Source organism: Bradyrhizobium sp. Kon56, from assembly GCF_055807635.1.
On sequence record NZ_JBVVOU010000063.1, the window covers coordinates 1 to 14,064 of the forward strand.

The window sequence follows — 14,064 nt, forward strand, 5'->3', positions numbered from 1 at the left end:
TCTTGCGGATAATTTCTCCATCCGCCGTAATCCAGTGGATTTGAAACCAGCTCTTCGAGATATCAAGCCCGATTGTCACCATAGCTTGTCCTCCTTCTTGGGGTGCCCTTTCGCAGCTTATCAGGGCGGGGACCGTCCATCTCATTATGCCCGCGACGACCGGCCCTGGGGCGGCACGGACCCGCCCGCCGTCGCCTATGTCTACGCTCCCGATCGCAAGGCCGAACGGCCGATCGTCCACCTCGCGGGTTTTGCCGGCATCCTCCAGGTCGACGGCTATGCCGGCTATCGGGTCCTGGCTGAGCGCGGTGACGTAGAACTGGCGTTCTGCTGGTCCCATGTGCGCCGGCGCTTCTACGAACTCGCCGCGGCCGGTCCCGCACCGATCGCCAGCGAGGCGCTCGAACGTATCGCCGCGCTCTACGTCATCGAAGCCCAGATCCGCGGCCGCACCGCCGACGATCGTCGCGCCGTCCGCCAAGAGAAGAGCCGGCCGATCGCCGACGAGCTCGAACCCTGGCTGCGCGCCAAGCTTGGTCTGATTAGCCAGAAGACCAAACTCGCGGAGGCCATCCGATATGCGCTGTCGCGTTGGGACGGGCTGACGCGCTTCATTGCCGACGACCGCATCGAGATCGATTCCAACGTCGTCGAGCGCGCTATCCGCCCAATCGCGCTCAACCGCAAGAACGCCCTGTTCGCAGGCTCGGACGGCGGCGGCGAACACTGGGCCGTCATCGCCTCACTGATCGAAACCTGCAAGCTCATCGGCGTCGAACCCCACGCCTATCTCGCCGACGTCATCACCCGCATCGTCAACGATCACCCGAATAGCCAGATCGACAAACTGCTACCCTGGGCCTATCTCGCTACCCAAGAACGCTGGCGCGTGGCCTGAGAACATCGCTTACGAAAAACGAGTTCGGGCTCGATCACAACGAGAGCAGATCCTGGCATGGCTGGCACCGTCATGTGTCCTTGGTGATGCTCGCCTTCGCCATGATGGCCGCGATCCGACATCGCGCTAATCCGGCACCGCCCAAAAAAACGAAACGGCGCCCCCCCGGCAAAAGCCAAAACATAACCACCCCACCATTGATCCGTTGGTCAATTCAGGAAATTCGCCGCATTGCTATCAGACTTGCGCGGAAGCGGATTCAACCCGCACACATCATCGCATGGTCCTTCCGGCGCAGAGCTCACCAGGCTGTGGCTCAACGCGCCCACTTCAAATCCAAAAAGCAACTGTAATGCTAGGAGAGAACGAGAGGTTCTCGTGGACGGCGAATCGTGCGCATACCAGCATACCCGATCCCACATCCATCTTCGTCCGCCTGATAAGTACACTTAGACGATGTTTAGTCCCGGCATTTGCTGGAGCGGATTGAGGGTAAATAGTTCTAGCTCTTTTCTCCAGGCACCGCAGATGAACTCGTAGGGTGTGAGGCCTTTATCCGTGAGAAAGGTGTGTTCCTTATAAGGCACGGCCTTGATGACCGCCTCCTTCGCATCGTCCGATAAGGATGCCCCCCAAAGCTCGGGAGGGAAAAATCTAAACAGGCGCAGCGCGAGGTACGCCATCGCTCTCCCATGGGACGAATAGTGAGCGTCGTTTACAGATGCTTCAACGTTTTCGGATCCAATAGATGTCCAGCGATGGTGCGCTTACCGCGCAGTCAGATAGACGAGTTCCTCTTCCGTGCGGTGGCAACGAATCTCGGCGCCCTTCGACAGGCTTTGCAAAGGCGGCGGCTCGACGTCGCAGCGGCCAGAAATACGTACAGGGCACCGTTCGAAGAAAGTGCAGGCCTCCCGCTTCACCGAACGCGCGATTCTGGCTTCCTTGAAATACTTCTCGCTGATCCCGTCAAGCCAGCCCTGCCGCAACTCGGGAACCGACGAGATGAGGAGGTCGGAATAGGGATGCAGCGGGCGTTGGTGCAGCGCTTCGCGGCTACCATGCTCCATTATCTGCCCGGCGTAGAGGATCATCAATTGATCGCACACGGCTTTGACAGTGGAAAGATCGTGGCTGATAAACAGGTAAGCGACGCCGAGCTCGCGCTGCAACTCGGCAAGAAGATCGAGAATTGCGGCGCTGACCACGGTGTCGAGCGCGGAGGTCACCTCGTCGCAAAGAATCAGAGAGGGTTCGGCGGCGAGCGCCCGTGCGAGATTGACACGCTGCTTCTGACCGCCCGAGATTTCGTTCGGATAGCGCTCGGCTAGGGTCGCTGGGAGGCGCACCATATCAAGGAGCTCGGCGACACGCCGCCGTCGCGTGTCGCCCGAAAGCCCGTGATAGAACTCGAGTGGGCGGCCAAGGATGCGGCCGATTGGGCGCGCGGGGTTGAGCGCGGTATCCGCCATCTGGAAGACGATCTGGATGCGCCGCAGCTGATCGCGTGTGCGGCCAGCCGCGCTAAGTGGCAGCAGCTTACCATGCAATTTCACCTCCCCCCGCGCGGCCGGTAACAAGCCAGCAATGACCCGGGCGAGCGTACTCTTGCCGCAGCCGGATTCGCCGATGACGCCGAGCGTGCTGCCGGGTTTGATCGAGAGGCTGACGTCCCGAAGCACCGGCACTGCGGGGATACCGTTCCTGTTGGCACTGCCGTAGCCGGCAATGACGCTCCTCACCTCGAGAACAGGCGTAGCCGTCTGCTCCGTGGCAACGGATGCCGCGGCCCGCACGTGAGGTTCGGCGGCGGCGAGGAGGCTCTTGGTGTAATCGTTCTTCGGCGAAGAGAGAATGCTCCCGGTCGCATCGACCTCGCGTATGGTGCCATCGCGCAGCACGATGATGCGATCGGCCATTTGCGCAACTACAGCGAGGTCGTGTGAGACGTAGAGCGCCGTGGTGCCGCGCTCCTTGATCGCCTTCTTGAAGACACGCAGCACCTCGATCTGTGTCGTCACGTCTAGCGCCGTGGTCGGCTCGTCGAAGATGACGAGCTTCGGCTCGGTGACAAGGGCCATGGCGGCGAGCAGGCGCTGTAGCTGCCCACCGGAGACCTGGTGCGGATAGCGCTCGCCGACCTCCTCCGGATTGGGCAGGACGAGTTCACGAAACAACGAGACCGCCTTCGCCTCAGCCGCAGCCACCGGCATCACTCGGTGAATTTGCGAGCTCTCGATCACCTGCTTAAGCAACGGGCGGGCCGGATTGAAGGAGGCTGCCGCGCTCTGCGGCACATAGGCGATGTCACGCCCGCGTAGGGACGCCAGTTCGCGCTGGCTCATGGCGAGCACCTCTCGCCCGTCGAAGATGATGTTCCCAGCAACGATGCGGGAGCCCGCGCGGGTGTAGCCCATCAGCGAGAGTGCCATGGTAGTTTTGCCGGACCCGGATTCGCCGATGAGGGCGACGACTTCGCCCGGCTCGACCGTGAAGCTGGCATCCTTGACGATTACGAGTTCGCGCCCGCACTCGTCGCGCGCCGTTACGCGCAGGTTGTCCACGTTGATCAGCGGGACCATCTCAGTGCTCACCGCTTGAGGACCAGCGGCCCGGCAAATTGTCGATCAGCAGGTTGACGCCGATCGTCAAGGTCGCAATGGCAACCGCCGGCATGACCACCGCGAGCGCGCCATCGGCGAGTCCGGCGATGTTCTCGCGTACGAGCGAGCCCCAGTCGGCGTCCGGCGGCTGCACGCCGAGACCGAGAAAGGAAAGGCCGGACAGAATGAGCACCGCGAACACGAACCGAAGGCCAAAATCGGTCAGCACCGGACCCGCGATGTTCGGTAGGATCTCCTCGCGGATGAGATAGCCGGTCCCCTCCCCGCGGGCGCGCGCCACTTCGACGAAGTCGAGCGTGTTCACGTTGACGGCGAGCGCGCGCCAAATGCGGAAGGCGCCGGATGTATAGATCAAGGCGACTGTGCCGATTAGCACCGGTATCGAGGAGCCGAGCGCCGCGATGACGACGAGGGCTGCCATCTTGCTCGGGATCGAAATGAGCGCGTCGAAGAAGCGGCTGAGCGCCATGTCGACCGTCCCGCGCGAAACCGCGGCTAGCATTCCGAGGGTGCCGCCCATCAGGACGGCGAGGAAGGTCGCCGCCGCGGCGACGCCGACTGTGTAGCGCGCGCCAACGAGGATGCGGCTCATCACGTCCCGCCCGAGAAAGTCGCTGCCGAGCGGAACGGCCCAGCGCATCTGCCCGAACACGTCGTCGTCAACCAGCGCGCCGACGTCATGAGGCGCGACGTAGGGCCCGATGATGGCCATTACCGCCCAATAGGCGACGATGCTACCGCCAATTATGCCGGCGAGTGGCAGACGGGAGCGGCGTCGCCGCCGGGAAGGCGATTCGACGACCGCGGCTGTCTGATCTGCGCTCATCAATAACGAAGCCTCGGGTTGGACAAGATGCCGGCGATATCGGCGAACATCACCAGGAGGAGATAGGCCGAGCAAAAGATCATCACGCAGGCCTGGACGAGCGGCATGTCCCGAGTCGAGACGGCGTCGACGAGAAGGCGCGCGAGGCCAGGATAATTGAAGATTATCTCGACGATGATGGTGCCGCCGAGAAGGTACGACAGGCTGAGCGCGACAGCATTAGCGATGGGACCAATCGTGTTCGGCAGAGCGTGCGTCAGCACGATCCGCATCGGCCCCGCCCCCTTGAGCACCGCCATCTCGATATAGGGCGAGCCCAGCGTGTCGATAACGGCTGCGCGCGTCATGCGCATCATCTGCGCAATCATTGCGCAACTCAGCGTGAACACCGGCAGCGCGAACAGGCGGAAAAACTGGTCGAAGGAGACGATCCCGTCCGCATAGGACACCGCCGGAAACCAGCGCAGGTGTACGGCGAAGACGATCACGCACAGCGTTGCAATCAGGAACTCAGGTACCGCTACGATCGACATTGTGAGGAAGTTCGCGGCACGATCGAAGAGGCTGCCGCACCAAATCGCCGAGGTTATTCCGAGGAAGAGCGCGATTGGTACGCATACGCCCGCTGTCACTCCCGCGAGCATCAGCGAGTTCGGCAGACGGCTAGCGATCAGCCCCGCCACCGGCAGGTTGTTGACTAGAGAGTGGCCCGGGTCGCCCGAGAGCAGCCCGCCGAGCCACAGGAAGTAGCGGACATAGGGGGGCTGATCGAGGTGGAGGGCGTGGCGCAGGCCCGCGACAGCTTCGGGCGTCGCACTTTGCCCGAGCACCGCCTCCGCGACGTCGCCTGGCAGGATTTCCGTGCCGACGAAGACCGCGACTGAGACGAACCCGAGCGTCAGCATCGCAATCGCGATCCTGCTTGCGAGAAGGCCAACCAACGCCGTCTTCATGTTCGTCATCCCGGCGCCACGCTTCGACGCGCACGGCGCCCCCTCAGAGGATGTCGCAAAAACGGTCATTGGTCGAGCCAAATATTTTCGGCGAAGTTAAAGCCCATCATGCCGCCCGTCGGGATTGGCCGTAGACCCTTCAGTTTGTTGACATGGGCGTCGAGATAGCTCGCAAACACCGGAATGCAAACACCGGAGCCCTCGTGCACGAGGCGCTGCATCTCGCTGTACCTATCGCGGCGTCTCTCGGTGTCGGTCTCCGCGCGAGCCTCGAGCAGAAGCGCGTCGAAGCGCTCGTTGCGCCAAGCGCTCTCGTTAAAAGGCCCCTGCGAGTAGAAGAACTGGGTGAATGTAACATCAGCGCTCGCTTTGGGCGGGATGCTGCTGAAGAAGATCGGGTGCTTCGCCCAGTGGTTCGACCAGAAGCCGTCGGCCGGCACGCGCTGCAATTGAAGATTGAGCCCAATCTGCTGACCGACCTGCTGCAGGACCTGCCCCATCTCCTCTGAGTTTGGCGCGGCGGGTGACACGACAACCTGGAAGGCCTGATTGGCGAAGCCCGAACGTTGCAGATGGAAGCGCGCCTTATCGAGATCGAAGGGGCGCTGCGGCAGCCTCGCATCGTAGAAACGGTTGCTCGGGTCGATCGGCTGATCGTTGGCGACTACCGCGAAGCCCCGGTAAACCGTCCGGCGGATCTGCTCGCGGTTGAACATGTGCTTCACCGCCAGCACGAAGTCAGGATTTGATCCGGGTGATCCGTCGAGGCGCAGGACAAGATCATGGTAGGCACCGCCCTTGGTCTCGAAGAGGGCGAGGTTCGAGGCGGAGATGATCCGCGGCACCAAGCGCGGGCTGACTGTGCCGATGAACTGCATATCGCCCGCGAGCAGCGCGTTGACGCGCGCTTGCTCGTCCGTGATGCCGAAAACCTCGATAGCGTCGAGATAGGGCTTGCCGGGCTTGAAGTACTCAGTGTTGCGCACCGCGAGCGAGCGCACGCCGGGTTGAAATTCCTGGCACTTGTACGGGCCGGTGCCATTCGCAATACGGAAATCGGTAACGCCGTCTTTAACGATCGCGCATTGCCAGGTCCCGAACATGGTCGGCAGGTCGGCGTTAGGACCACTAAGACGAATGCGCACCTCGTGCGGCCCGGTCGCGGCGATCTCCTCCATAGGTGCGACGAGGGTACGCATGGCCGAGCCGATGGCCGGATCCTTGTGGCGCCGCAAGGAATAAACGACGTCGGCGGAGGTCAGCGGGGAGCCATCATGAAAGCGCACGTCGCGACGCAGCTTAATGGTCCACACTGTCGCGCGCTCACTCGGCGCCATCTCCTCGGCAAGATCGAGTTGCGGGGTCAAGCTCTCATCGAGAGCGGTGAGCCCGTTATAGAACATAAACGCGCGTGAAAAGTCGGTCTGAGTCAACGCCTTTGCGGGATCCATCGTCTCTGTAGCCGAGCTTCCGTTGGTCGCGACCTTAATCCTACCGCCGCGTCGGGGGGTTTCAGCGTGTACGGCCCCAGCGAACGTCGTGACCGCGCTAGCGGCCGCGACCGACATACCGGCCCCGACGAGAAGGTTCATCACATCTCGTCGCGACGCTCCGCGCCTGAACAGTTCACGAATGCGTAGCGCGTCAGCCGCGCCCATTTCGACCTTATTCCGTTCTCTCACCGCAGAATCAGACATTGATCACTCCTCCTGGCTATTCCCGGCATCTTCACTTAGCCGCCAGTTCTCGGCTGCAGCCTCGTTAACTCGGCGACCAGGGCCGACAGAAGGCTCTTCACCGAGGAAATGCTATCAACCCTGAGCGCTTGATTTCTCTAATGGAGCGCACCCCACCACCGAAATTATGCGAAAAGTCGCAGAAGATTGCAGCATTAAGTCATTTCAGGCTAGCGAGCGTTGCGAGTTAACAGCAGTCGAACCGCCAGACAAAAGACGGACAGAGGCAACGTAGAAGCGAACCGATTCATTTGTTCTCGGCTATAACTGCGATCAGGTAATCTCTATCCAGGGTCGTCAGTCGCTACGATGGACGGCGAGTCTAGCCTCTGGATCTTGCCGCACTCAAGCCGCTCGCAGCGACTATCCACGCCAGGATCAGCGGTCGTGGTCCGGGCTTTTAGTGCGCGTCCCGATTCTCGGCATCTGCTTGGGACAACAATGCGTTGGAACTGCTTTCCGCGGAGTACGGCGCGTGCACACCACCCTATGCACTGTCACTCCTCATACGCAACGATCGCAAAGCTGTTCGCGGGACGTGCTTCCGCACTTGCACATTTCCCGTTGAGCGATATCATTCTCATCGCATTCAGCTCGACGAGTTTAGCAGCCAGCATCTCGCGTTAACTGCGCGGACCGCGAGAGGTGAGGATCATGACCAGACACATCGTTATCAGCGCGACGCGAGCAGTTCCGCCTGGATTGGGTATTGACTGACAAGAACACAAGCTAGTGGAGAGCTCGTTTCGTTAGCAAAGATCTCCCCAGTTTTGGGGATCAGTCCGTGGCCGCCTCAGGTCGCCTCCTGGAGTAAGTTGTGAGTTGCAGCGCGAGTAGTGGCCGGAAAAGGAACAAGCACCATGTCTGGCTACGCTTAAGTGCTAACCGATGCCGACCCGGACACGTGAGACTGATACAATGCTACGTCAAGTGTGACAGGATTTCCGGTGGCGAGAGATAAACAAAATTTCCGGTAGCCAGAGATTAACAAAGCTGCGGTAACACGCTACAATCGACGGTCTGCGTTGACGCACTTCGGGGCAGAGAGCGAGCGCATCCGTGCATGTTTCTGAAAGCAGTCCCCCTTTTGACCCCTAGTCGATTGGAACCACGTCGGTTTCTATAAAACACGTCAAAATTGGTCAGGGTTGTCGTCCTTTAAGATGCCGACCTTCTAGTCCAAATAGGCTTGTCGATCTGTGAACATAGACTTACGAGGTTCGCAGAGCGGACTTGCTTACAAGGTTCTTATGCAACCACCTGAAGATACAGTCATCGGATGCGACGAAATTTTCCACCTCCTCCAGTCCCGGAGCGCGGATCATCCGCGGCACGATTAGTTCCAGATCGATGCGCTCCGCTATGCAATCAGCCTGTAATTGCGTTGCTTCTGAGACGCTGACGAAGCCGCGCCCCCCGGCTACAACAAGAGTTGGGCACCTCAACTGCCGCGCCAATTGCGAGCGGCGCGTCGATACTAATTTCTGCCCAGCTGGATTTGCAGATTTCGTCATCCACTCGACGCACTGCAAAGTCCGCATTCAATTCCAAAGGCCGCCGTCGCAAACCGCGGCGGCAAGGCGGCCATCAAAGACAGCCAAATCTGTAGCCAGCGCAGCGGACAATCCGTCTCCATAAACACCAATCCGCGTCGCATCGACATCAGCCCGAGCGGACAAAAAATCTAACCAATGCGACAACAAGACGTCCGATGGACCGCGCCAGCAATTTGAGACGTCTTCGTGAGAGACAACAAGAACCGATATGCCCCGCCCAATTATCGCAGGCAAGAACCTCCCGAGCGGCATGCCTGCTGTCTCTTGTTCGCTGCTAATGCAAATCACTGCCGGAAAACATGAGGTCCCAGCAGGCAAGTAGTACCCTGGAACTTCGGCCTCGCAGCTACAAGCAATTCGTACGCGCTCTACCCGTGCTAGCAGCAACGCAAGTCTGTCGATAGTGGCCTCGTTTTGTGCGCGATTTTCCCACGTGCGTCATAGTCATCAACTAACCGTCGGGCAACCTCAAAGGCTGTTAGCGCGCAAAGCCAAGCCTCCTTCGCTTCATCTAAGGCCCCTTTCTTGACGCTTAGGTCAGCAATAAGACAGTGAGCATCTCCGGTTTTTGTCCATCGTGCGATACAACTCTGTCGTGCTACTGTCTGTTGAGTGTCCTGGACAGAAAGACTGTCGAGGAACACGGCGGCCTCTCGCCGCGTGGACGCAAGGTCACCTCCCACAGGAGGCTCAGCACTATACTCCATCCGATTACGCTCCCCAGTGCAGATCCTCACCCGCTCAAGATTCCCGGACAATCTGGTCGCTTGGAGGTTAGTCGACAAAAAACGTGCACGAATATATACAGTCAATTCCCAGTTCGGCCGCCCAACTCCCATCGCATACATAAACGTGATTGGGCGCGTAAGTCGCCAATTTGGATCCCGACGCCTCCGAAATGCTTCGCCCAAAACCGTTCATGCGGTGCTTTTCTGCAAAGGAGTTGATCAGTCGACCAATCGCTTTGGCTCTTAAAGCGTGAGTACATGGCCCAGTGGTTTAGCCCATCCATAATCGTACGCTGATGCGGGTTTGTTGGCGCCGCAATCGGCGTTCTCAGCCTACACGATCGTGACTTCATTCAAACAATGAAAAGGCACAGGCTGTTTCGGCGCTCCGATGCAAGGTCTGCGCCCGAAGCGTCAAGGTCGCACTGAAGGCGTTCCGCGGCAACGCCGAGTTGGATGGCGCCCTGCCGCCTTTCAGGGTCACTTTATCCAGGCTCGAGACATGTTGATATGAATCCCTTCATATTCTTTGAAGCGCATGAAGAATTTCGGCCGGTTATCCGCCCGGATTGGAGGAAACAGGCGTTAAACTCGATTATGATTCTCTGACTGTCGCAAGCTTCACGGCTCGGTCCGGTGCTGGCAAATGAACGTACGCCACGAACCGCGCGGTCAGGGTGAGGGACCTCCTCGGAGTGTGTTTGATTTCCGATGAGACCTGATCCGGATTTGATCCGCCTCAGCGCTAAAGACAGCTGGGCTAGCGACTCCTCGCCAGCTTGCCGCGGCTATTCAAAACTGGAGTAAAACGAATGTCGGAATCTAAAGTGTCGCGCGCGCGCAAAATCACCAGGGTCACTTGTATTGGCGGCGGCGTGATCGGAGCTGGTTGGGCGGCGCACTTTATGCGGGCAGGGCTTGATGTCGTGGTGTACGACCAAGCCGCGGACCGGGAGGACTATCTTAAAGAAAGTCTTGCGACGGCTATGCCTGCGCTCACGGAGTTGGGCATGTCCCCGGGCGCCTCAACTTCGCGTGTTTCCTTTACTGCTAATTTCGAAGAGGCGTTGAAAGGTACCGATTTTGTCCAGGAAAGCGCTCCCGAAAACATCGACGCGAAAATACGTTTGCTTTCAGAAATTGATGCGCTTGTGCCGTCTGATGTTGTCATCGCGTCAAGTTCTTCCGGCTTTCTTGCCTCAGAATTGAGGAGCCGGGCGCGTCATCCCGAGCGTATTCTTGTCGGCCACCCGTTCAATCCACCTTTTCTGATTCCACTTGTTGAGATTGCCGGAGGCGATGCAGCTAGACAGGCGGCGGATAGGGCGACTGCATTTTACGAATCGACCGGCAGCGAAGTGGTCGAGCTAGACCGGGAGATTGAGGGTTACATCGGCAATCGTATCCAATATGCCGTTCTCAGAGAAGTTCTCTTCATGATGTCGCAAGGGGTGGCCGATCTTGAAGCAATAGATAGGGCCATTGCGGCAGGTCCAGCTATCCGCTGGGCAGCAATGGGCGTGTCTTCTTCTTTGTATCTCGGGAAGAGCGATCCGTCTCAATGGAAGAAGCTCGTGGAGAGCATCGGTCGTGACCTAGACGGCTATACTGCGCCTTCGAACTTCAAGCCAGGCGAGGCGCTGCTGCAGGCATATGCCGAACAGGTCTCCAACGGAATCGGAGCGAATGGGCAGGCGGCGCTCATGGCCTTGCGCAATGCTGGCGTGGTGAGCATCCGCTCCGCCTTGGAGCGTGTGCGGGCTAGCCTTGCGGGAGCGAAACATGGAATGGATTAAGGCGTGGGACGGGATTGTCAAGAAAGACTGGTTGGATCAGCTTGAGCACGTCAATTTTCTGACCTACCAACACATAGCCGATCTCGCCAGCGGTGAAATCTGGCGCCGGGCAAAGGACAACAGCGGCCCGGCACTGGATGTTCAGTTCGTCCTGACAGAAACGCATGTTTGTTATATTCGCGAACTGCGGTTGGGCGCGCCCGTTGAAATCTTTACATCCCTCATCGCTTACGACAGCAAGCGCTTCCATCTGTTTCATCGACTCGAAAGCGCCGGCAACCTTGTTTGTACGGTCGAGACAATGAACCTGTGCTTCGATCCCGCAAGCCGCAGGGTGGCTCCGCTCCCAGCCGTTGTTAGCAGCTATTTCGCGTCTTGGGGGAGTTCGCCGCATACCGTCCAGGCGCAATTGTCGATCGGCCGTAGACCATCCTACAATTGAAACCATCATGCATGCTCAGTTGCAGCGGGTGCACACTATCGATCTATGGAGGTGGGGCAAGAGGGCAAGCTAGGCCTCGATATCGCTGGTGCACCCCGACGCCCGCAATCGTCGTGATACGCTGGGTGAGCTGCTGCCGGTTTGATGGACACCGGGTTAAGCTAATCCCACCTTGCGTTCGAACTCAACGGGGCTGATGTATCCGATCGTGGAATGACGTCGGGTTCGATTGTAGAACCTCTCGATGTAGTCGAACACATCTGCCCTGGCCTCGTTCCTGGTGCGATAGAGTTTGCGCTCGGTGCGCTCGGTCTTCAGCGAAGAGAAGAAGCTCTCCATCGCTGCGTTATCCCAGACGTTGCCGGACCGGCTCATGCTGCACACGATGCCGCTGTCAGCCATCAGGCGCTGGAACTGTTCGCTGGCGTATTGGGCGGATTCAAGCGGTCGTCGCAACACCTGAACGAAAGAGGTTGCGATGGGCATTCGAAAGCGACGATCACACCGTTCTGGACGAGCACCGTTGGCGTCACCGGGACGGCCGCCGGTAGCGGGGCGATCTGAACTCCAGCGATTCTGGTTGGGGATCGCGCAGGGAATGACCAGCGAGGATGCTGCATTAGCGGCTGGTATGTCGCAGCCTGTCGGAACCAGATTGTTCCGACAGGCAGGCGGCATGGCACCAGCAATGTTCAGATCTTCAACCCAGCCGCGGTCCGGGCGGTACCTCTCGTTTGCGGAACGTGAGGAGATCGCACTTCTTCGCGTTCAGGGCCTTTCGAGACGCGAGATTGGACGCCGACTTGGCCGATCCGCCTCGACCATCTCCCGTGAGCTACGACGCAATGCCGCGACGCGCAGCGGCGGCCTGGAGTATCGTGCATCGACAGCCCAATGGCACGCCGAGCGATCGGCCCGTCGGCCCAAACCGACTAAGCTTGCGCTCAACACAACGTTGCGCACTTATCTGGAGCAGCGACTGGCCGGCGTGGTCATGACCCCGAGTGGCGCTGCCGTTCCTGGTCCCGCCGTTCCGTGGAAGGGCCGCCGGCATGGCCCGCGAAAGGATCGGCGATGGGCCAGGGCTTGGAGCCCGGAGCAGATTGCCCGACGCTTGCCGATCGACTTTCCGGACGACAAGACGATGCGCATCAGCCACGAAGCCATCTATCAAGCTCTCTTCGTTCAGGGTCGGGGAGCGCTACGCCGCGAACTGTCGGCCTGCTTGCGAACGGGGCGCGTATTGCGGGTCCCCAGGGCGCGCGTACGCAGGCGAGGCAAGGGCTTTGTCTCGCCGGAGATCATGATCAGTCAACGCCCCGCCGAAGCGGCCGATCGCGCGGTGCCGGGCCACTGGGAGGGAGACCTCATCCTTGGTCTTGGCAGCTCGGCGATCGGCACGCTGGTTGAGCGGACAACACGCTTCACGATGTTGCTGCATCTTCCCCGGCTTGCGGGGCATGGCGAAGCTCCACGCATGAAGAATGGCCCTGCTCTCGCGGGACACGGAGCTGAAGCCGTGCGCGACGCGATTACGCGCACCATCATCACCTTGCCCGAAGAGATGCGTCGTTCGCTGACCTGGGATCAGGGAGCCGAAATGGCTCAGCACGATCGTCTCAAGATCGACGCGGGTGTCCAAGTCTACTTCTGCGATCCGCAAAGCCCCTGGCAGCGTGGCACCAACGAGAACACCAATGGGCTGCTGCGTCAGTACTTCCCGAAAGGCACCGACCTGAGCGTCCACAGCGCCGACGACATCGCCGCCGTGGCCGCGGTCCTCAATGCTCGACCGAGAAAAACTTTGGGTTGGAAAACGCCAGCAGAGGCGCTTGACGAGTTGCTGTCATGAGTGAACACATTCGGTGTTGCGACGATCGCTTGAATCCGCCTTGGCTGCCACGATCGGAGTGATGCATCAGGGCATCCGGCTTGCCGCGTCGCCAGACGGCCATCAGAAGGGCGTCGGCGACCAACTGCGCCGTCATGCTGGCGCTCATCGACCAGCCGACCACTCGTCGCGAGAACAGGTCGATCACGGCCGACACGTAGAGCCAGCCCTCGGCCGTCCAGATATAGGTGAAGTCGGCAATCCACTTCTGGTTCGGCCGCTCGGCTGCAAACTGCCGGTCCAGAAGGTTCGCCGGCACGTTCGCTACCTGGCGATCGCCTTCATCCTTCGGCAGACGCCGGCGCCGTGGCCCCGCGCGCAAGGCCTGCAGGCGCATCAGCCGCTCGATCCGATGCAGTCCGCATTCGACGCCATCTGAGGTCTCTCCAGACACGCCGTGCCCCGTAGGTCCGGTCGCTGGCAAGGAAGCTTGCCTTCACCTTTAGGCCGACCGCTTCGTCGCTGCGGGATCTGGCGCTGGGCGATCGGTCCAGCCAGGCATGGAAGCCCGACCGCGATACGCCCATTGCTTCGCAAAGCCATGCCACCGGCCAGACGTTCCGGTGCTTCGCGATGAAGACGAACTTCATGTCGCTTCCTTCGCGAAGAAGGCT

At 59.9% G+C, this 14,064-nt stretch carries 8 protein-coding genes and 4 pseudogenes; 5 read left to right on the forward strand and 7 right to left on the reverse strand.

The features are described 5' to 3' along the window. Together tnpC and AC0L3B_RS37185 are read left to right on the forward strand one after the other, a co-directional pair. On the forward strand, positions 1-898 hold an 898-nt coding region (gene tnpC, locus AC0L3B_RS37180), incomplete at its 5' end, for an IS66 family transposase (protein WP_473382425.1). A 14-nt stretch (positions 899-912) separates the two neighbouring features. After that, positions 913-1,062, forward strand: a pseudogene (locus tag AC0L3B_RS37185) (IS701 family transposase); the annotation flags it as partial. A 285-nt stretch (positions 1,063-1,347) separates the two neighbouring features. Here the strand turns inward: AC0L3B_RS37185 and AC0L3B_RS37190 are convergent. From AC0L3B_RS37190 to AC0L3B_RS37210, 5 genes and pseudogenes are all read right to left on the reverse strand, one after another. Continuing rightward, positions 1,348-1,458 (reverse strand): annotated as a pseudogene (locus tag AC0L3B_RS37190) (IS481 family transposase); the annotation flags it as partial. Between the two features lie 207 nt (positions 1,459-1,665). After that, the gene (locus tag AC0L3B_RS37195; RefSeq protein ID WP_473382427.1) at positions 1,666-3,480 is read right to left on the reverse strand and encodes an ABC transporter ATP-binding protein; all 1,815 of its coding nucleotides are present in this window, start codon (positions 3,478-3,480) and stop codon (positions 1,666-1,668) included. A 1-nt stretch (position 3,481) separates the two neighbouring features. Continuing rightward, entirely contained in the window at positions 3,482-4,348 is an 867-nt protein-coding gene (locus tag AC0L3B_RS37200) for an ABC transporter permease (RefSeq protein WP_473382429.1), read from the reverse strand. Further along, positions 4,348-5,301 carry an ABC transporter permease gene (locus AC0L3B_RS37205; protein WP_473382432.1) on the reverse strand — a complete coding sequence of 318 codons (954 nt, stop codon included), beginning with the start codon at positions 5,299-5,301 and terminating at the stop codon, positions 4,348-4,350. Before AC0L3B_RS37205 ends, AC0L3B_RS37200 begins: the two co-directional genes overlap by 1 nt. Positions 5,302-5,366: 65 nt before the next feature. Beyond that, positions 5,367-6,998, reverse strand: a complete 1,632-nt coding sequence (locus AC0L3B_RS37210) for an ABC transporter substrate-binding protein (RefSeq protein ID WP_473382434.1) — start codon at positions 6,996-6,998, stop codon at positions 5,367-5,369. Positions 6,999-10,133: 3,135 nt separating this feature from the next. Between AC0L3B_RS37210 and AC0L3B_RS37215 the strand changes: the two genes are divergently transcribed. Both AC0L3B_RS37215 and AC0L3B_RS37220 read left to right on the forward strand, forming a co-directional pair. Next, positions 10,134-11,117 carry a 3-hydroxyacyl-CoA dehydrogenase NAD-binding domain-containing protein gene (locus tag AC0L3B_RS37215; RefSeq protein ID WP_473382437.1) on the forward strand — a complete coding sequence of 328 codons (984 nt, stop codon included), beginning with the start codon at positions 10,134-10,136 and terminating at the stop codon, positions 11,115-11,117. After that, on the forward strand, positions 11,104-11,559 hold the full coding sequence (locus AC0L3B_RS37220; protein WP_473382439.1) for a thioesterase family protein: 456 nt from the start codon (positions 11,104-11,106) through the stop codon (positions 11,557-11,559). Before AC0L3B_RS37215 ends, AC0L3B_RS37220 begins: the two co-directional genes overlap by 14 nt. 156 nt (positions 11,560-11,715) lie before the next feature. Here the strand turns inward: AC0L3B_RS37220 and AC0L3B_RS37225 are convergent. Further along, a pseudogene (locus AC0L3B_RS37225) lies at positions 11,716-12,000 on the reverse strand (IS3 family transposase); the annotation flags it as partial. Between the two features lie 37 nt (positions 12,001-12,037). On the opposite strand from AC0L3B_RS37225, the gene AC0L3B_RS37230 reads away from it, so the two are divergent. Beyond that, positions 12,038-13,411 carry an IS30 family transposase gene (locus tag AC0L3B_RS37230; protein ID WP_473382442.1) on the forward strand — a complete coding sequence of 458 codons (1,374 nt, stop codon included), beginning with the start codon at positions 12,038-12,040 and terminating at the stop codon, positions 13,409-13,411. Between the two features lie 40 nt (positions 13,412-13,451). Here AC0L3B_RS37230 and AC0L3B_RS37235 read toward each other — a convergent pair. Beyond that, positions 13,452-14,064: pseudogene (locus AC0L3B_RS37235) on the reverse strand (IS3 family transposase); the annotation flags it as partial.

Coding starts and splice junctions, on each gene's coding strand:
- AC0L3B_RS37195 (WP_473382427.1), bottom strand. CDS start 3,480: ATGGTCCCGCTGATCAACGTGGACAACCTGCGCGTAACGGCGCGCGAC.
- AC0L3B_RS37200 (WP_473382429.1), bottom strand. CDS start 4,348: ATGAGCGCAGATCAGACAGCCGCGGTCGTCGAATCGCCTTCCCGGCGG.
- AC0L3B_RS37205 (WP_473382432.1), bottom strand. CDS start 5,301: ATGAAGACGGCGTTGGTTGGCCTTCTCGCAAGCAGGATCGCGATTGCG.
- AC0L3B_RS37210 (WP_473382434.1), bottom strand. CDS start 6,998: ATGTCTGATTCTGCGGTGAGAGAACGGAATAAGGTCGAAATGGGCGCG.
- AC0L3B_RS37215 (WP_473382437.1), top strand. CDS start 10,134: ATGTCGGAATCTAAAGTGTCGCGCGCGCGCAAAATCACCAGGGTCACT.
- AC0L3B_RS37220 (WP_473382439.1), top strand. CDS start 11,104: ATGGAATGGATTAAGGCGTGGGACGGGATTGTCAAGAAAGACTGGTTG.
- AC0L3B_RS37230 (WP_473382442.1), top strand. CDS start 12,038: ATGGGCATTCGAAAGCGACGATCACACCGTTCTGGACGAGCACCGTTG.